Consider the following 25,203-nt stretch of genomic DNA (forward strand, 5'->3'; position numbering starts at 1 on the left):
AACCAACCACTGCGCCGGTCACGGCAGAGTGGTCAGTGAGCGTTTTTTCGGGACACCCACCTTTTTGACAGTGGCGTAGGGCTGTTCTTGACTTAAGAGGTCACCGTTGAGGGATGTGCCATGACCATTGCCCGTTCACGTCAAATCAGCTTGCAGGATACGCCTTACTACCATGTGGTCAGCCGCTGTGTGCGGCGAGCCTTTCTGTGTGGTGACGATGCCCATTCTGGCCAGAGTTATGAGCATCGGCGTCAGTGGGTGGTCGACAAGTTGGGGCAACTATCGCGGCTGTTTGCAATTGGCATTTGTGCTTATGCGGTGATGAGCAATCATTATCATCTGGTGCTCAAGGTGGAGCCCGATACCGCAGCCAACTGGAGTGAGCGGGAGGTGGCTGAGCGCTGGGCGGCGCTATTCCAGTGGCCGCATTTGGTCAGGCGCTGGTATCAGGGGGAGATGTTGATCGAGCCTGAGCTGGCTGTCGTGCAGCAATTGCTGGCCCAATGGCGGGAGCGGCTTCACTCCATAAGTTGGTTTATTCGGCTACTCAATGAAAATCTGGCCCGTCAGGCCAATCAGGAAGATGGTTGCAAGGGCCATTTCTGGGAGGGGCGCTTCAAGAGTCAGGCTTTGCTCACCGAATCCGCCTTGTTGGCCTGTATGGCGTATGTTGACCTCAATCCGATACGAGCTGCGTTGACCGATCGGCCAGAGCAGAGTGAATACACCAGTATCAAACAGCGCCTTGACGCGCCTGCTACTACTGAGGTTTTGCCACCACTTTTGCTGCCGTTTGCCCGCCAGGGTAAGCCTGAAGAGCTGCCTTATGCCTTCAGCGACTACCTGATGCTGGTTGATTGGACTGGTCGTGCTATTCGGCCCGACAAGCGGGGTCATATTCCGGCCCAATTTGGACCCATTCTGGAACGATTGGGACTCGATGCTGTTCGCTGGTTGAAGCAGGTGACGCTGTTCAGGCGACAAGGGATCAGAGTGGTGGGAGACAGATATCAATGTCAGCAGTTTGCCCGCCACTGTGGCCAGCGATGATGCCATCAACCAAGGCTGTGATAGCTTTGCATCCACCCTGCTGATAGCTCCGGGTATTGCACATAGTCCAATAAATGGCTGTGCAGGGGCTGTTGCTTTCTAAACCTGACAATCTCTCCCACCAGCCTACTTTTGCAGGCATCAGCTCGGATACACACCCCTTATTGGGCCTGCAAGTAGCCTAATAGTGGCTTGCTCCAAAAGGTGGGTGTCCCAATTTGTTCCCCTTATTGGGCCTGCAAGTAGCCTGATAGTGGCTTGCTCAAAAAGGTGGGTGTCCCAATTTGATTCGGCGACGCTCCCCTGTTACACCTCGCTGCAAGCCTTTATGTCGGTCAATGACGTGGCGGCCTGCATTCCGTCGGCCATCGCCACCCTCGGCGATTTTCGCATGCTGGAGCTGGCCGGGGCGCCGCAGCAGTTCGAGGTGGTGGTTGGCAGACACCGCAAAAGTCAGGGCAATCTCGCCATCGAGTGGCTGGCCGAGGTGATCAAGTCGGTCTGCGATCTTGCCATGCCTAAATAACGTCGCCGTTTGCACAGAGCTGCGCACGCCAGCCAGTTTGCTAACGGCAGGCTGGATCTGCGGGACAAATCCTGCGATGGTGCGGGCAGTTATCCGCTTGTCCCGTTATCGAGTGAAAAGGAGTTGAGATGCGCATTGCCATGATTGGTCTGGGGGATATCGCCCAAAAAGCCTATCTGCCGCTGCTGGCGAGCGACGAGCGGGTCACCCCGCTGCTCTGTACCCGCAATCCGGCGGTGCTGGAGAAGCTCGCCCGCCAGTATCGGGTCGCCGAGTGCTTTACCGATGTGGCGGCCATGCTGGCCAGTCGCCCCGACGCCGTGATGATCCACGCCGCTACCGCCGTTCACCGCGAGCTGGCCGAGCAGTGCCTGCGGGCAGGGATCCCTACCTTTGTCGATAAGCCCCTGTGCGACAATCTGGCCGAGGCCGAGGGACTGGCCAACCTCGCCATTGCGCAAGATTGCGCCCTCTTTACCGGCTTTAACCGCCGCTATCTGCCCGCCATGGATGCTGCCCGTGCCCAGCCGCTCACCGAGCTTAACTGGCAAAAACACCGCTTCGCTCTGCCGGGCAAGGCGCGGGATTTCCTGTTCGACGACTTTATCCATGTGCTCGACAGCCTCTGCTTCTATGGCGGCGTGCCGGGCGGCGACTTTCATGCGGTATTGCGACCTGATACGAAGGACAACAGCTTGCTGGCTGGGGTAAGCGTCAGCTGGCAGAGCGGCGATCGTGCCATCAGCGGCAGCATGAACCGCAGCGCCGGGATCACCGAGGAGCGCATCGATGCCTACGGCGACAACCTCTCCCTGCACCTTGAGAACTGCACTCGCGGCATCATCGCCCGCGATAAGCAGGCCGAGATGCTTAGCCCCAACGACTGGCAGCCGGTGCTGGCCCAGCGCGGCTTTGCCGCCATGCTGGCGCACTGGTATCAGCAGGTTGAAATCGGCAAGGCGGATAGCGAGCTGATCGCCTCCTACCTGCACGGTCACCGGCTGGCGGAGCAGCTGGTCGTGCTGGCTGACAAGCGGGGATAAGGCTGGCTGGAAGTGCGCGTGGCATGAATGCGCGGTGCGTGAGAAAGACGCATGAAAAACAACGGGGGCCGCAGTTGCGGCCCCCGTTGTTATGGGATGAGATGCATGGGATCAGATGCACTTTACCGGCTTGGGCAGGCCGCCAATCTTGGTCGCCTGCTTGGCGGGCCCTTCCGGGAACAGCTTGTAGAGGTAGCGGCTGTTGCCCTTCTCGGGGCCGTACTGCTTCTCCATCGCCTTGACCAGCGCGCGGATGGCGGGGGAGGTGTTGAACTCCAGATAGAAGGCGCGCACAAAGCGCACCACTTCCCAGTGCGGCTCCTCAAGCGTGATCCCCTCCTGCGCGGCCAGCACCAGCGCCAGCTCCTCGCTCCAGTCGTTGCTGTTGAGCAGGTAGCCCTTGGCATCGGTCTCGATGAGTTGGCCGTTGAATTCCAGCTGATGTTTTTCGGACGCAGACATGAGGGCTCCTCGCTAATGGGGCTATCAGGATTGGGCGGGCATGGTAGCGCCTTGATCCCCGGTGAGCAACCGGCTCTCGTTGGCCAGATGCAGCAGCTGATCCGCCAGCTCGCTGATCAGGTTGAGCTGCTGGGTCAGCATCAGCTGCTCCTCGCTGCTGTCTGCACTGCTGTCCGTGCAAAGAAGGGGGCTCTGACCACCGATGGAGCTGGAGGGGTTGCCCGCCAGATGGCCAGCGGCCTGCTCCAGGGTGTGGCAGATATGGTGGCGCAGCTCATCCAGCCCGTTCACCGCCTCCAGCTTGTCGCGATGGGCTCCCAGCGCCGAGATGTAGGAGAGCAGGGCGTGGTTGCGCCAGGTGAGGGTAAAGCAGAGATCGAGGAAGCGGCGGCGCTTTTGCGGCTCCACCAGCATGCTCTGCCAGGCGGTGGCCAGCTCGCTGTCGGCCAGATGGGCGCTCTTGCGCGCCACCCGATAGTCGATGGACTCATCCCGCTGCTGGGTGAGGCTGCCCAGCACCGCCGAGAGGTAGCGGGCGTTGGCCGACAGGGAGTTGGCGATCAGGGTCGGCAGCCGCTTGTACTGCCAGTCCGGCCAGAGCCAGGCCACCAGCCCGTAGGAGATGAGGCAGCCGAGCAGGGTATCGAGCAGCCGCGGCCCCAGAATGGCAAAGCCGATGCCATCGAGCAGGTTGAACGCCATCAGCACATAGAGGGTGATAAAGCAGACCGCGGCGCTGTAGTTGTTGCGCACCTGGGTGAAGAAGAGGAAGCCAGCCAGCCCCATCACCACCAGCTGGACGTGCAGCTCGGGGAAGAGCCAGAGTACCGGAATGCCCACCAGTATCCCGACAAAGGTGCCGAGCATCCGCTGTACCAGTCGGCGGCGGGTGGCGCTGTAGCTGGGTTGGCAGACAAACAGCACGGTCAGCAAAATCCAGTAACCCTTTTCCAGATCAAAGGCTTGCAGTATGCCGTAGCCAATCACTAGTCCGAGCGACAAGCGCAATGCATGGCGAAACACCATGGAGTGCAAGGTGAGGTGCTGCTTGAGCTGGGTCAGCAGCGGCAGGCGGGGCGGCTTGGCCAATGCGGGCAGCTCCTGCTCCGGCTGTTCGGGGTTTTGCAGCACTTCGGCGCTACCCAGCAGCTGGTTGATGCTGGCCAGGTTGCGGCGCAGGAACTTCATCGGCGTCAGCAGGGTTTTCGGGTAGTGCTGCTTGAGGTGGGTGAACTCCAGCTGATCGCCAAGGGCCTGCAGCGTCCAGTGGATACGCTTGTTATGGGCATAGGGCTTATGTACCAAAATGGCGTAACCGAGCCGCTGACACGCCTCGGAGAGCTGCAGGAACACCTCCTGAAATCCTTCCAGTACTATGCCCTGCTTGAGCTCCGCTTCCAGTCGGCTGTAGGGGTAGTGGCTGGAGGTGGCGCGCTCGTGAATTTCCAGCGCCAGCAGGTAGAGGCGCAGCAGGCTGGCAAGCTCGGGGCTCGCCGGATGGCGGCGGCTCAGGCGGGCGTTGAGGGCCGACTTGGTGAGGGTCAGCGCACTCACTAGATTGATATTGAGCTGGGCCAGATTGTGGCGAATGGCCTGGGCGCCGTGCTCGTCAGCCGGGAAAAAGCGGGATTTTTCCAGCAGGTAGCGACCAAGGGCGAAGTAGCTCTGGGCCAGCTGCTCGTGCAGGGTTTTGTAGGGCAGCAGCCAGAGCCAGATGAACGAGACCAGCCCGTACCAGAGGGCACCAGCGCCGAGCGTCAGCGGTTGGTAGAAGAGATCCGGCGCCTTGGCGGCTCCCAGCATGGTGTAGATGGCGATGAGCAGCGAGCCAAAACTGATGGTTGCGTAACGAGCGCCGAGTGCCCCTACCATCACGAAGATAAAGGTGGAGCTGGCGAGCCCGATGGCAAACAGCCAGGGGGTGGGGTAGAGATACTGCACGCACAGGGACGCAAACATGAAGCAGATGAGCGTCATGGCGAGGTTCTTGAGGCGCCCCCACAGGCTGTCGTCGGTTTCGGCGATGGCGCCCGCCACCACCCCGAGGGAGAGCAGTACGGTGAGCTGGATATTGCCGGTGACCAGGGTGAAGGCGAGCAGACCGAGAATGGCCAGCAGCACCTTGAGTGCGAAGTAGATGTGACTATCGGTCAGCAGTCGGCGCAGCAGGCCAGAGAGATCCATCGGCATGAGACAGGTGAAACCCTTGATCGAAACGAGAGCGAGATAGTAACCCGCCAAGCGCGAAGTGGCCCTGATCCAAATCAGGGCCACTTCGCTTCATATCCTTGATTTACAACTTATCGTGACAAAAAACAGCGCCAATAAAAACCCCGCCGAAGCGGGGTTTCTGATTAGTTGCGGTTGCCGCCAAGCAGGCTCAGCAAGCTCAGGAAGATGTTGTAGATGGAGACATACAGGGTGACGGTGGCAGAGATGTAGTTGGTCTCTCCGCCGCGCACGATCTGCTGGGTCGTCAGCAGGATGGCACCGGAGGAGAACAGCATGAACATGGCGGACAGAGCCAGGCTCAGGGCGCTCATCTGCAGGAAGATGTTGGCCACCATGGCCACCAGCAGTACCCAGAAACCAACGAACAGCATGCCGCCGATGAAAGAGAGGTCACGCTTGGTGGTCAGGGCATAGGCCGACAGACCGAAGAAGGTGAGCGCGGTGCCGCCAAGGGCGGTCATCACGATCTCGCCACCACCATTGTTCATATACATGTTGATGATGGGGCCCAGGCTATAGCCCAGCAGACCGGTCAGGGCGAAGGTGAAGACCAGTCCCATGCCGTTGTTGCGATTCTTTTCGGTCAGGAACATCAGACCGTAGACGCCGATCAGGAACACGGCCCAGTGCAGCGGCGGCATGTTCATCACGGTAGCGACCCCTGCCACCACGGCAGAGAAGCCCAGAGTGAGGGAGAGCAGCATATAGGTGTTACGCAGCACCTTGTTGGTATCGCGTACGGCACTTTGGGTGCCAGTGTAGATAGAACGGGTATCCATCTTGGGTGTCCTCTTGATGTCCGGGTGAGACGGCGAGCAGCCGCCTCGTGATCGCTGTTTGTTACTGCATGTTTACGCATTGTATGTAGAACAAATAGGGATGACGAGGAACAATTTCAAGCCACCTGCCATTTTGCTCCCGCACACTATCCCACAGGAAATATGTATTGCATATGAACAAGGGCTTAGCGTAGTATGCACGCCGTTCGGAGGGGTGGCAGAGCGGCTGAATGCACCGGTCTTGAAAACCGGCGATGGGCGACCATCCGTGGGTTCAAATCCCACCTCCTCCGCCATATTCAAAGAGAAAGCCCAAGCGGTCAGCCGCTTGGGCTTTTTTGTATCTGCGATTTCTGGCCGAAAATGGCCTTGAATGAAGGCGCCGACAAAGCGCCCCGGCACTTTATGTCCTAGACCAGAATGACCTGCACATTTTTGGCTTTGATCTGCTCGATAACCTCTTTATTCGCATCCTTGCCGGTGATCAGAATGTCGATCTTGCTGGCGGCGCAAAACAGCATGCCTGCCCGTTGTCCCACCTTGCTGCTGTCGGCCAGTACCACCAGTCGGCCGACGTGGTTGAGCATCTTCTGCTCCGCCATGGCGGTCAGCATATCCATCTTGTAGAGACCATCTGCGGTGACACCCTTGCCGCTGGTAAACATCCAGTGCCCGGCATAGAGGGAGGAGATCTCGTCCTGCGGTGCCAAGGTGATGGATTGCGACTTGTTGTATTGACCGCCGATGATCACCACACCGTCATGGTCATTCTCGATCAGGTAGTTGGCGAGCGGGAAGTAGTTGGTGATGACCTGAACATCCTGTCCGCAGATCTCCTGACCCAGCACGAAGGCGGTGGAGCCACAGTTGATGACCGCGCTTTCCCCCGGTTTGATCAGCGCAGCCGCCGCCTGGGCGATGCGCACCTTTTCGCTGTGATTGAGGCTTTCATTGCTGTCGAGAGGAGACCAGTGGGTCTTTCTGGCCTGCATCAGGGCTTCGGCCCCGTTGCGCACCTTGCGCAGCTTGCCGGAGTCATTGAGCTTGTTGATATCGCGGCGCGCAGTGGCCGGAGAAATATCAAAGGCTTGCATTATGCTGTTGACCGACAGATGACGTTTCTGATTGAGCAGTTCCAAAATGGCGTTATGGCGATGTGCTTCTGTCATATCATGCCTGATGATGATTGAATCTGATTGGGTGGTGATTATATCGCGCATGGGTGTCGATGACAGCAACCTTGTTTACTCTTCTGATAATGGGCGTTCAGGCGATCGCCAGACCGGCTTGCCGAGCGTGTTCGACCAGTAGCGCTTTGGCCGTTTTCAGGTTGCTGGCCCACTCTTCATCCTTGGCCCACATCTCCAACACCAGAGGGCCGTTGTAACCGATTTTTGCCAGAGTGTTGAAAATGGCGGCAAAGTCGACCTCTCCTTCGCCAATGACCAGATCACGGAACTGCCCGCTGCAACTGGCCGTTACCTTGCGGGTGTCTTTGAGGTGGATCTGCACGATATGGTCTGCACTCAATTGCAGCTCGGTGCAGGTGTCATAGTTCCATCCGGTGATATTGCCGACATCCGGGTAGGCCATGAAGTAGGGGGAGAGGATCTGCTTTTTCAGCACCTCGAACTTGCTGAGGGAGTTGAGGTAGGGGGTGTCCATGATCTCCACGCCCAGCATGATGCCTGCCCGCTCTGCCATTTTTGCTGCCGCCTTCATCCCGTTGATGAAGTGGCGGTGGGTCTCGTTGCTTTGCGGTTCGTAATAGACGTCGTAGCCCGCCAGCTGGATGCAGCGAATGCCGAGCTTGTACGCCAGATTGATCGCTTTTTCCATGATGATGGCCGCCTGCTTGCGGATGGCCGGCTCCTGCGAACCAAACGGAAAGCGGCGATGGGCGCTCAGGCACATGGAGTGCAACGGCAAGCTGTGCTGCTCGCACAGTCGTCTAAGCCGATAGATTTCGCTATCTGACCAGTCGAGCCGTTGCAGTTTTTCATCTGATTCATCAATGGATATCTCGATGAAATCAAAGCCAAGCTCCTTGGCCGACAGAATTTTCTCTTGCCACTCCAGTGCAGAGGGCATCGCTTTTTCATAAAGGCCGAGGCGTAAGGCATGGTCAAAGTGGTGCATACAAGCTCCTGCATTCAGATAGGGAAATAGTGGTTCAATACCTCGAGGATCCCGCCCTCGTCGTTGCTCTCGCAGGTGACCCGGTTGGCCATCTGTTTGACCTCCTGCTCGGCATTGGCCATGGCGATGCCCATCCCCGCGAGGCAGAGCATGGAGGTGTCGTTGTGGTTGTCGCCGATGGCGACCAGTCGTGCCGGGGTGATCCCTTGCTGGTCCAGATACTCCTGCAGTCGCGATCCCTTGCTGTTGCCACGGCGGGCAAAATCAACCCGATTGGCCCAGGACTGTTCACCACTGAAGTGTTCGCGTACCCAAGGGTGATGTGAGAAGGCCTGAATGGCGGTGATCTCTCCCTCGGCCACGAACTTCCAGACATGGCTGCTGTTGGCCAACTCCTCTTCAAACGAGTCAACACTGGCTACCTGCGGCTGGATAGGCGGCGCAAAGCTGCTGGCCCACTGCTGCAGGGCCGCCACGTAGCGTACCGGCTGATGAGCGGAGTAGACCATGCGGTCAGTGACATACATGACGAGGTTGAGCCGGTGCTCCTTTGCCAGCGCGATAAAGCGTTGTGCCAGCTGATGGGGAATGGCGTTCTCCGCCAGTACGGCACGTTGTTCGTAGTCGTAAACGTAGGTACCGTTACAGCAGATGATGGGAGTAGTCAGTCCCAATTCGTGGTGATAGGGGTGGGCGGCCGTGTGGTGTCTGCCGGTGACCAGCATGACGGTGGTCTGCTCCTTGATCCTCATAATGGCCTCTTTGATGGCCGGCATGATGGTGTGAGCACTGGTCAGGGTGGTGCCATCGAGATCGAGGGCCAGGGCGTGATAGCGCATCGTCTGATCTTCTTGTTATCCGGTGAGGTGGGGGCAATAGAGGGGGTGATTGAGATGACGCCTTGCTGGCTCATCTCCATCGCCCTCCCTCGTATTACCCGACGTCTGACAGGGCATGCTTACAGGAAAGATTTGTAAGGCAGCTCCGGCTCGTCGATGAAGATGTCATCGAATCCGCGTGGGTGCTGGTAGTGCAGCTTGCTCTGGTCGGTCGGGAAGGTGTACTTGCCACCGACTTGCCAGAAGAAGGGGCTGAAGCGATAGCCGAGGCGATCCTTTTTCATGTTCCAGAGCACTTCGATCTCGCGGGGATCGCTTTGGAAGTTGGCCCAGATATCGTGGTGGAACGGGATCACCACCTTGGTGTTGAGGGACTCCCCGGCCCGCAAGATGTCTGATGAGGTCATCTTGTCGGTCACGCCGCGGGGGTTCTCGCCATAAGAGAGCAGCGCCACATCGATCTGGTAGTCATTGCCATGCTTGGCGTAGTAGTTGGAGTAGTGAGAATCACCCGAGTGGTAGAGGTTGCCCCCGGATGTCTTGACCAGATAGTTCACTGCCCGATCATCCATGCCATCCAGAATGCTCTTGTCGGTGGAGGAGACCCCCGCCGGCAGGGTGACCAGCGCGGTACGGTCAAAGGCATCGAGTACCTGGATCACGATATCGCCCACCGGGATCTCGTCACCTACGCGGGCCACCACGCAACGCTCGGCAGGCACCCCCCAGCGCAACCAGAGGTCGACACAGGCTTTCGGGCCGATGAACTTCACATGCTCACCACAGTTTTGCAGCACGGCAGCCGCCACATTGACGTCGATATGGTCGGCATGATCGTGGGTAGCGAGCACTGCATCGATATCTTTAATCCCGAACGGATCGAGCACGAAAGGTGAGGTTCTCAGGTTGGGTTGTAGCTTGCGCACGCCCCCCATCCGCATCATCTGGTGCTGCTTGTTCATGTAGGGATTGCCATGGGTTCGCTTGCCCGTGCCGCACCAGAAGTCGATGGAGATGTTGGTATTGCCGGCAGACTTCAGCCAGATACCGGTGCAACCCAGCCACCACATGGCGAAGGTATTCGGTTTGACCTCTTCCTGCTCAATCTCTTCATTCAGCCAGGTGCCCCACTCGGGGAAGGTGCTGAGGATCCACGATTCACGGGTGATTTCTTCAATCTTGCTCATCTCACATACCTTTCTGATTTGGATGGTTCACACAGTGGTGATTCATCGGGTGATGACATGACTTGCATGGTTGCGAGTCAGTGATTTTCTTTGATTGGTTGTGACTATATTACCAGCCCTTGTGATTATCAATGATTGTAGTGATTGTTTTGTGAGATTAATTGCGGCATATCACAATCAAGAGATGAGTATGTTTATAACTTATTGTATTTATTGGATTTACTTATTTGACGCCCATTTATAGGGGTTATTTGAATCCTTTTATGCAGCTTTGAGTACCCTTTTAACCGAAATTTCACATCCAGATGGTGGAAAGAAGAGATTCTCCCGACCTCGATCTTCATCACAATAAATCACAATGTGATTATGTATGATTATTTTGGATTTAATAGTGAGTGGTGGCAGTTGAATCTGCTCGCGGGGCGTCAGGTAAAGCAATGCCCATATGAATGGTGAGATGTCCGCACCAATCCAATAGCCATGAGTTGTCCTCATCTGGACGGAGCATAAATATGGAAACCCTCTACAACGCTTTTTACATCTTTTACAGTCAGGTGATGACCAAGGCACCCCTGCTGTTGGGGCTGGTGACCTGTATTGGCTACCTGTTGCTCAAGCAGGATGGCACGACGGTCGTCAAGGGCACCGTGAAGACCATCGTCGGTTTCATGCTGGTGCAGGTGGGCGCCAGTACGCTGGTGGCAGGCTTCAAGCCGGTGGTGGACAAAATTGCGGAATATCATCACCTCACCGGTTCAGTGATTGATCCCTACACCACCATGATGGCGACCATGGAAACCATGGGAGAGAACTACTCCTGGGTCGGCTATGCGGTATTGCTGGCCCTTGCCCTCAATATTCTGCTGGTGTTGCTGCGGCGCTATACCGGGATCCGCACCATCATGCTGACCGGCCACATCATGTTTCAGCAGGTGGGTCTGATCGCGGTCTTCTATATGGTGATGGGCGCCTCAATGTGGGAAACCATCCTCTATTCCGCCGTTATCATGGCGCTCTATTGGGGGATCTCCTCCAACATCATGTTCAAGCCGACTCAGGAAGTAACTGGCGGTGCGGGGTTCTCTATCGGCCACCAGCAACAGGTCGCCTCCTGGATTGCCACCAAGGTGGCGCCGAAACTGGGTAATAAGGAAGAGAGCGTCGATCACCTGAAGCTGCCAAAGTGGCTGCACATCTTCCACGACAGCATCACGGCGACCGCCATCGTGATGACCATCTTCTTCGGTATCATCCTGCTCTCGTTTGGCCTCGATAATCTGCAACAGATGGCGGGTCAGACTCACTGGTCCATCTACATTCTCGAAACCGGTCTCAAGTTTGCGGTCGCCATTCAGGTCATCGTGGTGGGGGTACGGATGTTCGTTGCCGAGCTCTCCGAGGCATTCAAGGGGATCTCCGAACGGGTCATTCCCAACGCCGTCCTGGCAATCGATTGCGCCGCCATCTACGCCTACTCGCCGAATGCCATGGTCTTTGGCTTCATGTGGGGGGCTATCGGTCAGTTCCTTGCTGTGCTTGCCCTGCTTGCATTCCAGGCGCCCATCATGATTATCCCGGGCTTCATTCCCATGTTCTTCTCCAACGCCACCATAGGGGTGTTCGCCAACCACTTTGGCGGCTGGCGAGCGGTGATGAAGATCTGCTTCGTCATGGGGATCATCGAGGTGCTTGGCTCTGCCTGGGCTATCCACCTGTTCGCGGTCAATGGCACCAGCTTCAACGGTTGGATGGGAATGGCTGACTGGGCGCTGGTATTCCCGGTGATCATGCAGGGTCTCTCGCTATCTTCCCTGTTCTTCGTGGTGTTACTGGCTGGTGCCGGGCTTTATATGTACTTCGCTTCCCGCACCCTGCGGATGGAAGAGGATATGGCTGTCCCGAGTACCGCCGTGGCAGAAGAAGCGGCCGATCAGCCAGCCTCGCCAGCCGAGAGTGCCAAAGGGGGACATGCAGTGCGGATCCTGGCGGTATGCGGCAACGGTCAGGGCTCATCCATGATGATGAAGATGAAGATTGGCAAGTTTCTCGAACAGCGTGGCGTGCCCCATGTCATGGACTCCTGCGCCGTGGCTGATTACAAAACCAAGCTGCAGACCACCGACATCATCGTCTCTTCCAAGCATCTGGCCGGCGAGATGAGCCCCGGTGAGGGCAAATTCGTGCTGGGCGTGCAGAACATGCTCAACCCCAATTCGTTTGGTGATGAACTGCTGGGCATCATCAAGAACAACTTTGCAAATTAAGCCGATGAGCCTCGCGGCATGTGGCCGCGGGCAAGGAGAACAAGATGAAATTCAAACAATCTCTGATGGAAAACAACTCTGTATTGCTCAATGCGGCCGCCAGCGACTGGCGCAGCGCCATCAAGCTGGGCACCGACATGCTGATCCGCTCCGGTGCCGTGGAGCCGCGTTACCATGATGCAATCATCGGCAGCATTGAAAAGATGGGGCCCTATATCGTGATTGCCCCCCAATTCGCGATGCCCCATGCGAGGCCAGAGGATGGAGTCAATCGCACGGCGTTTGCACTGGTCACCCTGACCACGCCGGTGAAATTTGAAGGGGAAGAGGAGCCGGTGGACGTGCTGGTAACGCTGGCGGGCAGCACCTCGGATGAACACATGGAGGGGCTGATGGAGGTGACTCAGGTGCTGGAGGATGAAAACAGCGAGAGCGGGATCAACCTCGACAAGCTGCGAGCGTGCCAAAGCACGGCAGATGTATTCAACGTCATTGATCAGGCGCTGGCGCAAGTGGTCTGAGGCACCCAACGGGGTTCCGCAAGGGGCCCAGGAGAACGAAATGTACAACTCATTGAAAGAGGCGGTACTGGAGGCCAACCTGCTGTTGCCCCGGTACGGTCTGGTTACCCTGACCTGGGGCAATGTATCCCAGATTGATCGCAGCCTAGGCGTGGTGGCCATCAAGCCATCGGGGGTCTCTTACGACAATATGACCGTTGACGATATCGTGGTCGTTAATTTGGAAGGCCAGATCGTCGATGGGCATTTATCCCCGTCCAGTGATACTGCAACCCATCTGGTTTTATATAAAGGGTTTAAAGGAATTTCCGGTATTGTGCACACCCATTCACGTCATGGCACTATTTGGGCGCAGGCGGGAATGGATATTCCCGCCTTGGGTACCACCCATGCCGATTATTTCTATGGCGATATTCCCTGCACCCGTCCGCTGACCGAAGATGAAATCCGCATTGACTATGAAAAAAATACCGGCAAGGTCATTGTCGAAGAATTTCAGCGACGAGATCTGGATCCGCAGGCCTTGCCAGGCGTGGTCATCACCGGTCATGCCCCTTTCTGCTGGGGCAAGAGTGCGGTGGATGCGGTGCACAATGCGCTGGTGCTGGAGGAGGTCGCGACCATGGCGCTGGCAACCAGAGCGTTGAACCCGGCCATCCATATTACGCAGGAGTTGTCTGACAAACACTATTTCAGAAAGCATGGTGAGAATGCCTATTACGGCCAGCGTTAATTAGTTGGCCCATTATTTAAATTACCCATCTATCTATATTAGTGACATCAGGTTACGGCCCTTTATCGACTTTAAATCAATGGGCCAATCAATTAAGCCAAGGTTTTAAATTGAGGAAATATAGTATGACCAAACCCATGTTACAGATTGCTCTGGATTCTACCGATCTTGCTACCGCCGTGGATATTGCCGATCGCGTTGCCGGTTATGTCGAGGTGATCGAGGTCGGCACTATTCTGGCTTTTGCAGAAGGGATGTCTGCGGTACGCACCATGCGCGAGCGTCATCCTGATCACATTATTGTGTGTGATATGAAGACCACAGATGGTGGTGCCATTCTGGCTCGCATGGCCTTCTCGGCCGGAGCTGACTGGATCACGGTATCGGCCGCCGCACACGTTGCTACCATTGCAGCCTGCAAGAAAGTTGCGGACGAGTTTGGCGGGGAGATCCAGATCGAGATCTATGGCAACTGGACGCTGGATGATGCCAAACAGTGGGCCGATATGGGGATCAGCCAGGCTATCTATCACCGCTCGCGGGATGCCGAGCTGGCCGGGGTCAGCTGGACCCAGGCCGATTTGAGCAAAATGCGGGCACTCTCCGAGCTGGGGCTGGAGCTGTCGATCACAGGCGGTATCGTGCCGGAAGATATCCATCTGTTTGAAGGGATCCGGGCCAAGACCTTTATCGCCGGGCGGGCACTGGCATCGGAAAGCGGTCAGGCAACCGCCGAAGCGTTGCGCCGAGAGATAAGCAAATATTGGTAACAGGAGCAGGTTATTAGCGGATAAAGGCCCCCGAAATACTCCGGGGCCTTGTCGCAGCAGTGGTTAGATCCGCCCCTGATAGCGCAGGGGGAAGCGGCCCTGACTGTCGGGCTGGCCGAGGAAGGGGAGCCCCTGCTGCATCTGCTCTGGCAGGGCCGGGCCCGGTTTCAGGCTGCCCTGAAACAGGTATTGGCCATTGGGTTGCAGCTCGAGGCGCCCGCTGGTCTGTACCGCATCGGAGCCCTGCTTGAGCTCGGCAACCAGTTTGGAGTCGAGGCAGGTGAGTTTCAGCTCGGGGTCAGCCAGATCCAGCTTGCCCGCCGGGGTATCGGCGCTGGCGTTGTACCAGTCGAGGTTGCCGTAGAGGTTGTCGCACCAGGGGTTGCCCTGGGCAAATTGCTCCACTTTGAGCTGCAGCTGGCCGCTGACCGTGAGCGGGAGCGGCAGGCGCATCGGCACCCGGCTCAGCAACCAGGGGGCGGGGGCGTTGAGGGTCAGATCCCGGCCGAAGGCGGCGCCATTCCAGCCGACAACGCCCTGACCATTGAGACCGTTGCGATCGCCAAAGCGAATGGCCACTTCGGGGGCGAAGCGCAGCAGTGACCAGCCGTTGAGATCCCAGCGCAGCTGGTTCACCGATTCGCTGGCATATTGCAGTCGGGCGATCTGGCCACTCCAGAGGGTGCCGCTCACCCCTTCCAGTTTCATCAGGTTGGCAACGTTGGCAGGCAGCGGAAGATGGCGCGCCACCAGTGCCGCGGGCAGGGTGGCCAGCAGGAAGAGCAGATAGGCGGCCAGAAACAGGCTGGCAATCAGGATGCGTTTTTTCATTGTGGACGACTCAACTGCAAACGTCTGACCTTGACCAGACCCGGGGCCAGATCCTCGCGGGCGATCTCGATGATTTGAACCTGAATGCCGTGCTGCTCCACCAGCGTGGAGAGCCAGAGCAGCAAGTCATCGAACTGGACCGTGTCGATCCACACTTGCAGCTCCTGCGCTTGGGGTTGCAGCCGGGCAATCTTGATCTTGTGGTTGAAGGCGGTGCGGTTGACAACCCCTTCAAGGGTGCCGCTGGTGTCGATCTGGCGACCCGAGCCACCCTGCATGGCCAGCACCTCTTCACCCTTCTCCTTGAGCCAGGCGAGGGTCTGCTGCTGGTTCTGCACCTGCCGCTCCCGCTCCGCGATGCGGTTGGCGATGGGCTGCCAGACGATCCAGTAGAAGAGACCGACCAGCAGCAGAACGCCGCCTGCGACCACCAGCCGCTGTTCCCGTGCTGTGATGCCGTGCCACCAGCTCTGCAATTTTTCCATCATGATGATTTACCCTTGAGCACCAGTGCGCCCTCTACCTTGCCCTCGGTGCTGCGCACCTCGCCTTGCTGTACCTCGAATTGCTTGCCGGCCAGCTCACGGAACCGCTCGATCTCGGCAAAGCCGGGGGCGGTCACCTGCAGCCTCAGCTCGCGGCGACTGGCATCAAAGCGCATCACCTGTGGTTTCAGACCGGGTACTTCGGCAAAGGTGGGGGCCAGCTCGGTGAGCATCAGCAGCACGCCGTTTTGCGGGGCTTGTCCCATCTGTTGCAGATGCTGGTTCATCTGGCTGCGCACGTTCACGATGCGGCTCTCACCCGGGAAGATGCGGGTATAGACGGCGCGGATCTCTGCTTTCAGCGCCTTGTCCTGCTCGGTGAGCTGATAGAGTTGCACCCCGCGCTGGCCGAGGGCCACCAGCAGCAACAGACCGGCGGTGATGGCTACCTTGCGCCACTGCAACCAGTAGCGGGCATATTCGGTCTGCGGCCGGTAGGGGCCGGTCAGCAGGTTGGCCCGGCAGGTGAGGGCCCCCTTGGCCAGCAGCAGCATGGGGAGTTCGGGCTCCGCCGCCTGCCAGTTGGCGGCGGCAATGGCGGGCACCGGGGTATGGCTGTGGATGGTGACCGGCTCGGCTTCGGTTGCCAGCAAGATAGCCAGCAGCGGTTCGTCGGCGACGATCCCCTGACAGGGGCCCTGGCGTACCAGCCACTCGCTGCCGAGTTGCAGCGCAGACCAGCCATCAGCGGCCTGTGGCAGTGCCAGCACATCGGGCAGCAGGTGCAGGCTCTTTAGGCCTGCGGCATCGAGCCAGCCGAGCCACTCGCCCATCTTCTGCCGATCCACCGCCATCAGATCCACCTGCTGGCCCTCATGGGCCAGCACCACCAGATGGAGCTCGTCCACATCGGAGGCAATCTGCTCCTCCAGCAGGTAGGGGAGGGCCGCTGCCGACTGGCGGTTGTAGCGACCCGGCAGGGTGACGCGCCGGAAGATCAGATCGCTGCCCGGCACCAAGGTGACCACGGGGCGACCACCGGCCCGCTCCTGCAGCTCGCTCAGGGCATCGGCCGAGGGCAGGGTGCCGGAGGCGATGATCTCCTGCTCCTGACCGGACCAGACCAGCCAGGCCACGGGTTGTTGTTTATTGGTCCCCAGTCGGATGACCAGACTTTCGCTCACGCATCTCTCTCCTGCGATACCGGTTTGCAAAGGGCGTTGTGCGCCCTGGCAACCGGTGCGCAGCCCGCAGGCTGCATCCAACATCTCTCGTACCCGCGGGCGATGGCCTGCAGGTGCGCTGTTTATTCGGCGCCGCTACTGAGGCGGCGCAGCATCACCAGTTTATTGTCCTTGCCCCGCTGGAACAGGGTTTCGAGCCAGGCCCGGTTATCGCCGACCTCGGCCACGACTCGGGCTTCGAAGAAGTCGCTCTTGACCACCAGCGCCTCTTTCAGTCCTTTCACCGAATCGACCGGAGCGAGCATGTCTGTCATCAGCTTGCTCTCTTTCCACCCCTTCTGTGGTCGCTCGTTCAGCACCCGCTTGGCGTCATCCAGCCCGATAGTGCCCAGATAGAGGGCGACCAGCAGCTCGGGGCGCTGGGGGGCAAGGGTATTGATATTGATCTTCAACTTGTCGCTGGGCAGGGTGCAGACATAGGGGGCGAGTTTGGCATAGACCCGGGCCGTCACCCCGCGCACCGCCCTCAGCTCGTCCTTGCCCAGCATCCACTGGTTGGCGGTCAGATAGGGTGGCTTGAGCCCCTCATAATAGGCGTCCTCTGCGCCAAGGCTGGAGACCAGCACCGTATCCTTGTCGGTCCAGTCACGGATGGCATCGGTGAGCTGGGCCGCCTCGTAATCATCCATCGCCAGCTGTTTGAGCAGTTCGCGAAACACTTGCACCGGATAGGGTTGCTGCGTCAGCTCCTCGCCGCTCCCCGCCTTGGAGGCCACGCTCAGGCTGTTGAGGTTGAAGCAGGATTGCAGGTCGGTCACCTCGCCCTTGAGCTGGCCAGCGTCCACCGGAAAGACAGTGTTCTTGCGGGCCCAGTTCTGACTGAGGTTGACCACCTCGGGATTGTCCTTGAAATCCTGCGTCAGCACCTTGCTCACCAGCGCTTCTGCCGAGAGGGCATACCACCATGCCTGTTTGCCGGTGGTGATGTTGGCGGTGCGGCGCAGCTCAAGCTGCAGGCGGCCGCTCATATTGCTGGCAATGATCACCATCACCGAGAGGATCAGCAGCACCACCAGTAGCGCCATGCCGCGCTGGCGACCGGGAGCGGCGAGATTAGCCCGCATTGGCGCCCCCTCCGTTCTGGCTGTCACCATTACCGCCATTGGTATTGCCGTTGCCGCCGTTGTTCCCGTTATTGCTGTTGTTGCCGCCCCCCTGGTCGGGGTTGCTGCTCTGGCTGTTCTCTTCGGCGCGCTGGCCACCGGCACCTATCAGGAACTGGCGGCGAATGGTGCCGTAATCTTCCAGATCCAGCTCCACTGCCAGCCCGTGGGGCAGCACGCTGCGCTGGGTCCACTCCTCTTTCCAGTTGCCCTTGTCGAAGAAGTAGAGGCGAAACGCCGTTACCCCCGCCAGCACCGGCTGGATGCGCGGTTCGGTGCCGATCACCGGATCCGGATAGAGGTAGCTCAGGCGCTCCAGCTTCTGATCCTTGAGGCGCCAGCCGACCCGTTGCAGATGGGAGCGGGGCAGCATGCCGTCCGGGTTGAGCCAGCCGCTGCGCATAAAGGCCATGCCCCAGTCATCGCTCTGCTGGCCGAAGCGGGAAGCCGCCAGCAGCACCTTGTTGTTCTCCCCCTCGATGCGGCCGCTGCGCGGCACCATCTGGGTGATGTCTCGCTCCAGCAGGGTGAAGGCGAGCTGCAATTCGTTGAGGCGGGCCTCCTTGCGCTTGGCTACCTCGTCGCTGGTGAGCACCCCCTGCAGCACCTGATAGGCGCCCATGCTGAGAGTGGCGAAGATGGCGATCGCCACCAGCATTTCGAGCAGGGTAAAACCGGCGTGACGGACGGGGCGAGGCGTGCGGGCGGATAGCTGGGTCATCGGCTGATATAAGTCCGCATCATGGCGACCGGGTTCTCGGCTTTGGCCTCGGTACGCACTTCCATATCGAGTGCCCGAAAGTTGTTGTCGGCGGTGGCGACGCCGCGATAGCGCCAGTACCAGGTGCTGCCCGCCATCTGCTCATCCCCTTCCACCCAGCTGTCGCCGGGCCACTTGTTCTCGAGCTTCTGCTGCACCAGCTGGTTCTCTACCACCCAGGTGGCGAGTGTCTTCTGCTCTAGATAGTTGAGGGCCGAGAGGTGTTCGCTGGCGGTTTTCATTACCGCCAGCCCCGCGATGGCAAAGACTGCCAGCGCTACCATCACTTCGAGTAAGGTCATCCCGCGGGCGTTCATTCGCTCACCTCTTCATCTTCATCGCCGGTGAGCAGGGTGAGGCGGCCAAACTCGTCCCCTTTGACGATACGGGTGTAGCGGGCATCGTCATCCTGCTGGGTGAAGGTGAGCACGAACGGGCTCAGCTCGCCGCCCGGGAAGATCAGTAGCTGCGGCGTGCGCTCCTTCTCGTTGCGCTTCTGTTCGGTTTTCTCGTCGGGGTCCGGCTGCCAGCCAAAGCCTTCCAGCTCCAGCGCCAGCGTCATGTTCTCGGCCAGTTGCACCGGCCCAAGTTGCTTGTCGCCAGTCAGGGCCAGCCACTTGCGATCCTTGGCCTGACGCTGCATAAACTGCCAGCCGTTATCCTCGATGCGAATGCCTACCAGCCGACCATCCATCACCGCATACTCCTGCGCCAGCTGCAGCGTCGCCATCAGGCGACGCGCCTGCTTGTCCAGCTCCCTATCTCCTCTGGCGCCTCCCATGCTGAGGGTGACGGCGGTGGCCACTAGTCCCATCAGCATGGCGACCAGCAACACTTCCAGCAGAGTAAAGCCGGATTGGCGATGAAAGGAGAGAGAGCGCTTCATGCAGTCAGCTCACAAGGAGTGCGGTGGCGACATATCACTTATTGGAAATCCTTCAGGTTCCAGTTGCCGATGTCGTCATCGGTACCGGCTTCACCATCCAGACCCATGGAGAAGATGTCGATCTTGCCGAACTGGCCCGGGCTCAGCAGCTGGTACGGGTTGCCCCAGGGATCTTGCGGCAGGCGCTTGATGTAGCCGCCATCGCGGTAGCTGCGCGGCGTCGGGTCGATGGAGGGCTTGGTCACCAGTGCATCCAGACCCTGCTCTGTGGTCGGGTAGCGGTTGTTGTCCAGCTTGTACATGTCGAGGGCGTTTTCCAGCGCCACGATATCGGAGACCGCTTTCTGCTGGTCAGCCTTTTCCTTGTTGCCCATCAGGTTGGGCACCACCAGACTGGCCAGAATGCCGAGGATCACGATGACCACCATGACTTCCAGCAGGGTAAAACCGGATTGACGACGTTTGTTCATGAGTTGCTCCGTAACGAATGAGATGGGATGGCCCATCAGAGAGTGATCACTGGGTGGGTTCGACGGGCCGCCAGCGGCGCCACCGAACACCGGAAACTTACATATTCACCATATTGTTGAGCTCGAGGATCGGCTGCAGGATCGACATCACGATAAACAGCACCACCCCGGCCATGGAGACCACCAGCATGGGTTCGAACACCCCGAGGGCGATATTGACCTGGGATTCAAACTCCCGATCTTGGTTGTCCGCCGCCCGCTCCAGCATGCTGTCGAGCTCGCCGCTCTGCTCGCCGGAGGCGATCATGTGCAGCATCATGGGCGGGAAAATCTTGGTCTCGGTCAGCGACTTGCGCAGACTGGTCCCCTCGCGCACCCGTTCGGCGGCTTCGAGAATGCGCATTCTGGCAAAGTCGTTGGAGAGCACTTCGCCGGAGATCTTCATCCCCTCCAGCAGCGGCACCGCACTGGCGTTGAGGATGCTTAAAGTACGGGCGAAGCGGGCGGTGTTGAGACCGCGACTGACCCGGCCAATCACCGGCAGACCGAGCAACACCTGATGCCAGCGTCGGCGGCGCTTTTCATCGGTGAGCCACCAGCGCCAGACAAAGCTGCCAAGGAAGATCAGCAGCAGGAACCAGAGGCCATAGGCCTGCATCAGTTCGCTGGTACCGATGAGAAAGCGGGTTGTGCCCGGCAACTGCTGGCCCATGTGTTCAAACTGGGCCACCACCTTGGGCACCACGGCGGTAAGCAGGATCGAGATAACCCCGATAGCCACGCAGGTAAGCACGATGGGGTAGATCATCGCCTGCAACAGCTTGGTGCGCATATGCTGGCGCTGCTCGGTGTAGTCGGCGAGGCGGTTGAGCACCTTCTCCAGATGGCCCGACTTTTCACCGGCCGCCACCATGGAGCGAAACAGCTGGTCGAACACATGGGGGAAGGCTCCCAGCGAGTCGGCCAGCGAATACCCTTCCACCACCTTGCTGCGCACGGTGGCCACCAGAGAGCGCAAATGGGCTTTTTCGCACTGCTCGGCCACCGCTTTGAGCGCCTCTTCGATGGTGAGACCGGCCCCCACCAGGGTCGCCAGTTGGCGAGTGATCAGGGCCAGCTCGGCAGTGGAGGCGCCACGACGAAACAGGGCGAAGCGGGTCGCTTCCCGTTTCGCCTTCTCGGTGGTCTCGTTCACCTCGAGGGGAGTGAGCCCCTGCTCGCGTAGCAGCTGGCGTACCTGACGGGCCGAGTCGCCCTCCATCACGCCGCTCTTGCTGCGCCCCTTGTTATCGAGGGCCTTGTATTCGAATGCCGCCATCTCAATCTTCCCGGGTCACGCGCAGCACCTCTTCGAGGCTGGTCTGCCCCCTGAGGACCTTGTCGATACCGTCACGACGGATGCTGGGGGTGTGACCGCGGATCAGCCGCTCGATGGCGAGCTCGCCGCTGGCGCTGTGAATGGCTTCACGCACCGCTTCATCGATCACCACCAGCTCGTGAATGCCGGTCCGGCCACGGTAGCCGGTGTGGTTGCACAGCTCGCAGCCGACCGGGCGCCACACCTGCTGATCGGGAGCCAGCTCGATGCCCATGGCGAGGCGCTCCTGCTCGGTGATGGGGCGCGGGGCGCGGCAATCGGGGCAGAGGGTGCGCACCAGCCGCTGGGCCAGCACCGCCAACAGCGACGAGGAGAGCAGGAAGGGCTCGATCCCCATGTCCCGCATCCGGGTGATGGCGCCGATGGCGGTGTTGGTGTGCAGGGTCGACATCACCAGGTGACCGGTCAGCGACGCCTGCACCGCAATCTGGGCGGTTTCAAGGTCACGAATTTCCCCCACCATCACCACATCCGGATCCTGACGCAGAATGGCGCGCAGGCCGCGGGCGAAGGTCATGTCCACCTTGGTGTTGACCTGGGTCTGGCCCACCCCTTCGAGGTCATATTCGATAGGGTCTTCCACCGTCAGAATGTTGCGATCCCGCGAGTTGATTTCAGACAGCGCCGCATAGAGGGTGGTGGATTTACCGGAACCGGTCGGGCCGGTGACCAGAATAATGCCGTGGGGCTTGCGAATAAGCTCGCTGATGATGGTGCGGTTGGCCGCGGTCATCCCCAGCTGCTTGAGCTCGAGGCGCACGTTGTTCTTGTCGAGCAGACGCAATACCACCCGCTCGCCGTAGCTGGACGGCATGGTGGAGACCCGCACGTCGACGGCGCGACCGCCGATACGCAACGAGATACGGCCATCCTGCGGTACCCGCTTCTCGGCGATATCCATCCGCGACATCACCTTGATCCGCGAGACCAGTAGCGAGGCCAGCTTGCGATGGGGGCGCAGTATCTCCCGCAGCACCCCATCGATGCGAAAGCGGATCACCAGTGCCCGCTCGAAGGTCTCGATATGGATATCGGAGGCCTCCTCCTTGATCGCCTCGCTCAGCATGGCATTGATGAGGCGAATGATGGGGGCGTCGTCGTCGGCATCCAGCAGATCTTCGCTTTGCGGCAGCTCTTCGGCCAGGGCGAAGAAGTCCATCTCGTTGCCGAGATCTTCCATCAGCTGGCGCGCCTCGGAGGAGTCGCGCTGGTAGTGAGCCATCAGCAGCTCTTCGAAGGCCTCGTTGTCGAGCTGCTCCACCGCGAAGCTGCAACCTGCGACCCGCCGCACTTCCAGCAGGGCCTGCGGGGTGACGCCAGGGCGGCACTGCAGCACGGGGGCGCCGTCCCGCTCAATCAGGATCACTCCGAAGTTGCGGGCAAAGACAAAAGGGAGCTCGGGCAGTGGCGCAGGCCCGGCGCTTCCATCCAGATGGTAGGCACTCATCAGGGCTTACTCTGCACAAACGGGGTGGTGGTCTCGACAGTGCTTTGCTGTCTGCTCCGCATCTCGTTGATCTGCTTCTGGATCTCTTTTTGCAGCTCGGGCGACACCATCACATCCTGGCCATAGGCAGGCAATACCTGACGTTTGGGCGAGGTGAGATAGCCCTCCTGGGCAGCCGCATCCAGCTGTTCGGCGCGGAACAGGGAGTATTTGTTGCTGGAGACACCGGTATAGACATCCGCATCACGCAAGATGGTCGGCCGGATAAAGACCATCAGGTTGCGCTTGGAGGTGGTGTTGGAGGTGGAGCGAAACAGATAGCCCAGCACCGGGATATCGCCCAGCAAGGGCACCTTGGAGACCTGCTCCTTGGTCTCCTCATTCATCAAACCGCCCAGCACCACGGTTTCGCCGCTTTTGACCAACACCGCGTTCTTGACGGTACGGGTATCGAAGGTGGGGCCAAGGTTGGCAGTACCGGTCGCCTGGGTCTGGGCGACGCTGGAGACCTCCTGCTCGATATTGAGCAGCACCGAATCCCCTTCGTTGATCTGCGGGGTCACCACCAGCTTGGTGCCCACCGTCTTGCGTTCGATGGTGTTGAACACCTGATCGCTGGTGGTGGAGCTTTGCGAACCGCTCTGGACCGGGACCTCCTGACCGACGTTGAAGGAGGCCTCCTTGTTGTCCATGGTGACGATACTCGGGGTGGAGAGAATATCGTTCTTGGTATTGGAGGCCAGCGCCGTGGCCAGCATGGCCCAGTCGCCGTGATAGAAACCGGCGGCCATACCGTTGAACTCTTTCAGCAGACCGGCAGCGGTGTCGGTCTTGCCATTCTGGTAATCCTTGCCCGCCGCGATGGCACTGCCGAGGGGCAGACCGGAGTTGGTGAACTGGGTGCCACCGCCGTTGGCATTGCCCCACTGGACGCCAAGGGTGAGGCCGTCGCCATCCTGCATCTCAACGATGATCGCCTCCACCAGCACCTGGGCGCGGCGGATATCGAGCTTGGCCACCACCTGCTCCAGTTCGGACATCACGTCCGGCTGGGCGGTGATGACCAGCGCATTGGTGGTCTCGTCGGCTGAGATGGCCAGCTTGCCACCGCCGATGCTGGCGCCACCTGTGGTTGCGCCGCCGCCCTTCTTGTCGGCCTCGATGCTGGAGCTGACGCCCTTGAGCACCTCGACCATGTCTTTGGCCTTGCCATATTTGAGGTAGAAGACCCGGGTGTTGCCCTGGCTCTGCAGGTCGCGGTCGAGCTGGCGCACCATCTGGATGATGCGGGCGCGCGCTTTCGGCTCACCACTCACCACCACAGAGTTGGTGCGCTCGTCGGCCACCACCTTGGGGGAGAGCAGCAGGGAAGCGGTGCCGCCCTGTGGGTTGCCATCCTTGTTGAGATTGGTCACCAGCCGCACCATTTCACCCGCCGAGGCGAACTTGAGCTTGATGATGTCCACATCCTGATCGCCTGCGCGGTCGACCCGGTTCACCACCTCCACCAGCCGGTTGACCACGGCGGCGCGGCCGGTGATCAGCAGCACGTTGGAGGGCTCGTAGTGCACCACGTTGCCACCACCGGCGTTGTCGTTGAGCTGGCGCAGCAGTGGCGCCAGTTCACGGACCGAGACGTTGCGCACCGGCACGACCCGGGTCACCATCTCGTCGCCCATGCCCGGGTTGCTGCCATCCACCACCGGAATGGCGGAGGTCTTGGCATCCCGCGAGCGCAGCACCTTGAGCACCCCGTTGTCCATCGGCACCACGGCAAAGCCGTAGACGTCGAGCACGCTCAGGAAGAACTGGTAGTACTGCTCCTCATTGAGCAGGTCGTAGCTGCGCACGTTGATCTTGCCGCGCACCGAGGGCTCTATGATGATGGTTTTATTGAGGTTCTTGCCCACCGTATTGATGAACTCTTCAATATCGGCGTTCTTGAAACTGGCAGAGTATTCGGTGGCCCAAGCTGAGCCCGCCATCATCAGTGCCGCTGCGATAGTGGCCAGACGCCAGCTTTTCCCTTTAGTGGTCATTATTGGTACGACTCC

The 25,203-nt window shown here is 59.4% G+C and carries 24 protein-coding genes, 1 tRNA gene and 1 pseudogene; 8 read left to right on the forward strand and 18 right to left on the reverse strand.

Translation table 11 applies throughout. The features are described 5' to 3' along the window. The first annotated feature begins 120 nt into the window (after window positions 1-120). The 3 genes from I6L46_RS02090 to I6L46_RS02100 all read left to right on the forward strand — a co-directional run bounded on the left by I6L46_RS02090 (window position 121) and on the right by I6L46_RS02100 (window position 2,619). A complete protein-coding gene (locus I6L46_RS02090; RefSeq protein ID WP_216977257.1) occupies window positions 121-1,050 on the forward strand; it encodes a transposase in 930 nt (309 codons plus the stop codon). 274 nt (window positions 1,051-1,324) lie between these two features. Further along, the gene (locus tag I6L46_RS02095; protein ID WP_227342210.1) at window positions 1,325-1,576 is read left to right on the forward strand and encodes a hypothetical protein; all 252 of its coding nucleotides are present in this window, start codon (window positions 1,325-1,327) and stop codon (window positions 1,574-1,576) included. A gap of 128 nt (window positions 1,577-1,704) precedes the next feature. Next, window positions 1,705-2,619, forward strand: a complete 915-nt coding sequence (locus I6L46_RS02100) for a Gfo/Idh/MocA family protein (protein ID WP_111900387.1) — start codon at window positions 1,705-1,707, stop codon at window positions 2,617-2,619. A 111-nt stretch (window positions 2,620-2,730) separates the two neighbouring features. Here the strand turns inward: I6L46_RS02100 and I6L46_RS02105 are convergent, their stop codons facing one another. From I6L46_RS02105 to I6L46_RS02115, 3 genes are all read right to left on the reverse strand, one after another. Beyond that, window positions 2,731-3,081 carry a TusE/DsrC/DsvC family sulfur relay protein gene (locus tag I6L46_RS02105; protein ID WP_019446869.1) on the reverse strand — a complete coding sequence of 117 codons (351 nt, stop codon included), beginning with the start codon at window positions 3,079-3,081 and terminating at the stop codon, window positions 2,731-2,733. 24 nt (window positions 3,082-3,105) lie between these two features. Then, on the reverse strand, window positions 3,106-5,271 hold the full coding sequence (gene yccS, locus I6L46_RS02110; RefSeq protein ID WP_216977258.1) for a YccS family putative transporter: 2,166 nt from the start codon (window positions 5,269-5,271) through the stop codon (window positions 3,106-3,108). A gap of 164 nt (window positions 5,272-5,435) precedes the next feature. Continuing rightward, window positions 5,436-6,092 (reverse strand): Bax inhibitor-1/YccA family protein, encoded by a 657-nt coding sequence (locus I6L46_RS02115; protein ID WP_042009855.1) that lies wholly within the window; start codon window positions 6,090-6,092, stop codon window positions 5,436-5,438. A gap of 208 nt (window positions 6,093-6,300) precedes the next feature. On the opposite strand from I6L46_RS02115, the gene I6L46_RS02120 reads away from it, so the two are divergent. Continuing rightward, window positions 6,301-6,388 (forward strand) — tRNA-Ser (locus tag I6L46_RS02120). Between the two features lie 114 nt (window positions 6,389-6,502). Here the strand turns inward: I6L46_RS02120 and ulaR are convergent. The 4 genes from ulaR to ulaG form a co-directional block, all read right to left on the reverse strand. Then, window positions 6,503-7,261: an HTH-type transcriptional regulator UlaR gene (gene ulaR, locus I6L46_RS02125; protein ID WP_216977259.1), complete on the reverse strand. Its 759-nt coding sequence runs from the start codon at window positions 7,259-7,261 to the stop codon at window positions 6,503-6,505. Between the two features lie 97 nt (window positions 7,262-7,358). Then, window positions 7,359-8,231, reverse strand: a complete 873-nt coding sequence (locus I6L46_RS02130) for an L-ribulose-5-phosphate 3-epimerase (RefSeq protein WP_216977260.1) — start codon at window positions 8,229-8,231, stop codon at window positions 7,359-7,361. 14 nt (window positions 8,232-8,245) lie between these two features. Then, on the reverse strand, window positions 8,246-9,070 hold the full coding sequence (locus I6L46_RS02135) for a Cof-type HAD-IIB family hydrolase (protein ID WP_216977261.1): 825 nt from the start codon (window positions 9,068-9,070) through the stop codon (window positions 8,246-8,248). Between the two features lie 119 nt (window positions 9,071-9,189). Next, window positions 9,190-10,257, reverse strand: coding sequence for an L-ascorbate 6-phosphate lactonase (gene ulaG, locus I6L46_RS02140; protein WP_021229099.1), 1,068 nt, complete (start codon window positions 10,255-10,257; stop codon window positions 9,190-9,192). Window positions 10,258-10,769: 512 nt separating this feature from the next. On the opposite strand from ulaG, the gene I6L46_RS02145 reads away from it, so the two are divergent. The 4 genes from I6L46_RS02145 to I6L46_RS02160 all read left to right on the forward strand — a co-directional run bounded on the left by I6L46_RS02145 (window position 10,770) and on the right by I6L46_RS02160 (window position 14,545). Further along, the gene (locus tag I6L46_RS02145; protein WP_216977262.1) at window positions 10,770-12,521 is read left to right on the forward strand and encodes a PTS ascorbate-specific subunit IIBC; all 1,752 of its coding nucleotides are present in this window, start codon (window positions 10,770-10,772) and stop codon (window positions 12,519-12,521) included. Window positions 12,522-12,565: 44 nt separating this feature from the next. Next, window positions 12,566-13,042 (forward strand): PTS sugar transporter subunit IIA, encoded by a 477-nt coding sequence (locus I6L46_RS02150; RefSeq protein ID WP_071912067.1) that lies wholly within the window; start codon window positions 12,566-12,568, stop codon window positions 13,040-13,042. Window positions 13,043-13,082: 40 nt separating this feature from the next. Continuing rightward, window positions 13,083-13,775, forward strand: a complete 693-nt coding sequence (locus tag I6L46_RS02155; protein ID WP_216977263.1) for an L-ribulose-5-phosphate 4-epimerase — start codon at window positions 13,083-13,085, stop codon at window positions 13,773-13,775. 125 nt (window positions 13,776-13,900) lie between these two features. After that, window positions 13,901-14,545: a 3-keto-L-gulonate-6-phosphate decarboxylase UlaD gene (locus tag I6L46_RS02160; RefSeq protein WP_216977264.1), complete on the forward strand. Its 645-nt coding sequence runs from the start codon at window positions 13,901-13,903 to the stop codon at window positions 14,543-14,545. A 63-nt stretch (window positions 14,546-14,608) separates the two neighbouring features. On the opposite strand, the gene exeN is transcribed toward I6L46_RS02160, so the two are convergent. From exeN to exeD, 11 genes and pseudogenes are all read right to left on the reverse strand, one after another. Further along, window positions 14,609-15,376, reverse strand: a complete 768-nt coding sequence (gene exeN / locus I6L46_RS02165) for a GspN family type II secretion system protein ExeN (protein WP_216977265.1) — start codon at window positions 15,374-15,376, stop codon at window positions 14,609-14,611. Next, the gene (gene exeM, locus I6L46_RS02170; RefSeq protein WP_216977266.1) at window positions 15,373-15,864 is read right to left on the reverse strand and encodes a GspM family type II secretion system protein ExeM; all 492 of its coding nucleotides are present in this window, start codon (window positions 15,862-15,864) and stop codon (window positions 15,373-15,375) included. Before exeM ends, exeN begins: the two co-directional genes overlap by 4 nt. Further along, complete coding sequence (gene exeL, locus I6L46_RS02175) at window positions 15,861-17,045, reverse strand: GspL family type II secretion system protein ExeL (protein ID WP_216977267.1); 1,185 nt, start codon at window positions 17,043-17,045, stop codon at window positions 15,861-15,863. The genes exeM and exeL overlap by 4 nt, the downstream gene beginning before the upstream one ends. A gap of 122 nt (window positions 17,046-17,167) precedes the next feature. Then, window positions 17,168-18,169 carry a GspK family T2SS minor pseudopilin variant ExeK gene (exeK, locus tag I6L46_RS02180; protein WP_216977268.1) on the reverse strand — a complete coding sequence of 334 codons (1,002 nt, stop codon included), beginning with the start codon at window positions 18,167-18,169 and terminating at the stop codon, window positions 17,168-17,170. Between the two features lie 112 nt (window positions 18,170-18,281). Continuing rightward, window positions 18,282-18,929: pseudogene (gene gspJ / locus I6L46_RS02185) on the reverse strand (type II secretion system minor pseudopilin GspJ); the annotation flags it as partial. After that, window positions 18,926-19,285, reverse strand: a complete 360-nt coding sequence (gene exeI, locus I6L46_RS02190; protein WP_005338301.1) for a GspI family T2SS minor pseudopilin variant ExeI — start codon at window positions 19,283-19,285, stop codon at window positions 18,926-18,928. The pseudogene gspJ and the gene exeI, both read right to left, overlap by 4 nt. Beyond that, window positions 19,282-19,854 carry a GspH family T2SS minor pseudopilin variant ExeH gene (gene exeH, locus I6L46_RS02195; protein ID WP_216977269.1) on the reverse strand — a complete coding sequence of 191 codons (573 nt, stop codon included), beginning with the start codon at window positions 19,852-19,854 and terminating at the stop codon, window positions 19,282-19,284. The genes exeI and exeH overlap by 4 nt, the downstream gene beginning before the upstream one ends. A 38-nt stretch (window positions 19,855-19,892) precedes the next feature. Next, a complete protein-coding gene (gene exeG, locus I6L46_RS02200; RefSeq protein WP_216977270.1) occupies window positions 19,893-20,324 on the reverse strand; it encodes a GspG family T2SS major pseudopilin variant ExeG in 432 nt (143 codons plus the stop codon). Between the two features lie 97 nt (window positions 20,325-20,421). After that, window positions 20,422-21,642 (reverse strand): GspF family T2SS innner membrane protein variant ExeF, encoded by a 1,221-nt coding sequence (exeF, locus tag I6L46_RS02205; RefSeq protein ID WP_005338296.1) that lies wholly within the window; start codon window positions 21,640-21,642, stop codon window positions 20,422-20,424. Window position 21,643: 1 nt separating this feature from the next. Beyond that, window positions 21,644-23,149: a GspE family T2SS ATPase variant ExeE gene (exeE, locus tag I6L46_RS02210; protein WP_216977271.1), complete on the reverse strand. Its 1,506-nt coding sequence runs from the start codon at window positions 23,147-23,149 to the stop codon at window positions 21,644-21,646. Beyond that, window positions 23,149-25,188, reverse strand: coding sequence for a GspD family T2SS secretin variant ExeD (gene exeD, locus I6L46_RS02215; RefSeq protein ID WP_201990811.1), 2,040 nt, complete (start codon window positions 25,186-25,188; stop codon window positions 23,149-23,151). Before exeD ends, exeE begins: the two co-directional genes overlap by 1 nt. Window positions 25,189-25,203 lie beyond the last annotated feature (15 nt).

This window comes from Aeromonas sp. FDAARGOS 1416 (assembly GCF_019048085.1).
GTDB lineage: Bacteria > Pseudomonadota > Gammaproteobacteria > Enterobacterales > Aeromonadaceae > Aeromonas > Aeromonas veronii.

Bases quoted from the DNA above. Each gene is read 5' to 3' on its own strand.
- I6L46_RS02090 (WP_216977257.1), top strand. From the start codon at position 121: ATGACCATTGCCCGTTCACGTCAAATCAGCTTGCAGGATACGCCTTAC.
- I6L46_RS02100 (WP_111900387.1), top strand. From the start codon at position 1,705: ATGCGCATTGCCATGATTGGTCTGGGGGATATCGCCCAAAAAGCCTAT.
- I6L46_RS02105 (WP_019446869.1), bottom strand. From the start codon at position 3,081: ATGTCTGCGTCCGAAAAACATCAGCTGGAATTCAACGGCCAACTCATC.
- yccS (WP_216977258.1), bottom strand. From the start codon at position 5,271: ATGCCGATGGATCTCTCTGGCCTGCTGCGCCGACTGCTGACCGATAGT.
- I6L46_RS02115 (WP_042009855.1), bottom strand. From the start codon at position 6,092: ATGGATACCCGTTCTATCTACACTGGCACCCAAAGTGCCGTACGCGAT.
- ulaR (WP_216977259.1), bottom strand. From the start codon at position 7,261: ATGACAGAAGCACATCGCCATAACGCCATTTTGGAACTGCTCAATCAG.
- I6L46_RS02130 (WP_216977260.1), bottom strand. From the start codon at position 8,231: ATGCACCACTTTGACCATGCCTTACGCCTCGGCCTTTATGAAAAAGCG.
- I6L46_RS02135 (WP_216977261.1), bottom strand. From the start codon at position 9,070: ATGCGCTATCACGCCCTGGCCCTCGATCTCGATGGCACCACCCTGACC.
- ulaG (WP_021229099.1), bottom strand. From the start codon at position 10,257: ATGAGCAAGATTGAAGAAATCACCCGTGAATCGTGGATCCTCAGCACC.
- I6L46_RS02145 (WP_216977262.1), top strand. From the start codon at position 10,770: ATGGAAACCCTCTACAACGCTTTTTACATCTTTTACAGTCAGGTGATG.
- I6L46_RS02150 (WP_071912067.1), top strand. From the start codon at position 12,566: ATGAAATTCAAACAATCTCTGATGGAAAACAACTCTGTATTGCTCAAT.
- I6L46_RS02155 (WP_216977263.1), top strand. From the start codon at position 13,083: ATGTACAACTCATTGAAAGAGGCGGTACTGGAGGCCAACCTGCTGTTG.
- I6L46_RS02160 (WP_216977264.1), top strand. From the start codon at position 13,901: ATGACCAAACCCATGTTACAGATTGCTCTGGATTCTACCGATCTTGCT.
- exeN (WP_216977265.1), bottom strand. From the start codon at position 15,376: ATGAAAAAACGCATCCTGATTGCCAGCCTGTTTCTGGCCGCCTATCTG.
- exeM (WP_216977266.1), bottom strand. From the start codon at position 15,864: ATGATGGAAAAATTGCAGAGCTGGTGGCACGGCATCACAGCACGGGAA.
- exeK (WP_216977268.1), bottom strand. From the start codon at position 18,169: ATGCGGGCTAATCTCGCCGCTCCCGGTCGCCAGCGCGGCATGGCGCTA.
- exeI (WP_005338301.1), bottom strand. From the start codon at position 19,285: ATGAACGCCCGCGGGATGACCTTACTCGAAGTGATGGTAGCGCTGGCA.
- exeH (WP_216977269.1), bottom strand. From the start codon at position 19,854: ATGAAGCGCTCTCTCTCCTTTCATCGCCAATCCGGCTTTACTCTGCTG.
- exeG (WP_216977270.1), bottom strand. From the start codon at position 20,324: ATGAACAAACGTCGTCAATCCGGTTTTACCCTGCTGGAAGTCATGGTG.
- exeF (WP_005338296.1), bottom strand. From the start codon at position 21,642: ATGGCGGCATTCGAATACAAGGCCCTCGATAACAAGGGGCGCAGCAAG.
- exeE (WP_216977271.1), bottom strand. From the start codon at position 23,149: ATGAGTGCCTACCATCTGGATGGAAGCGCCGGGCCTGCGCCACTGCCC.
- exeD (WP_201990811.1), bottom strand. From the start codon at position 25,188: ATGACCACTAAAGGGAAAAGCTGGCGTCTGGCCACTATCGCAGCGGCA.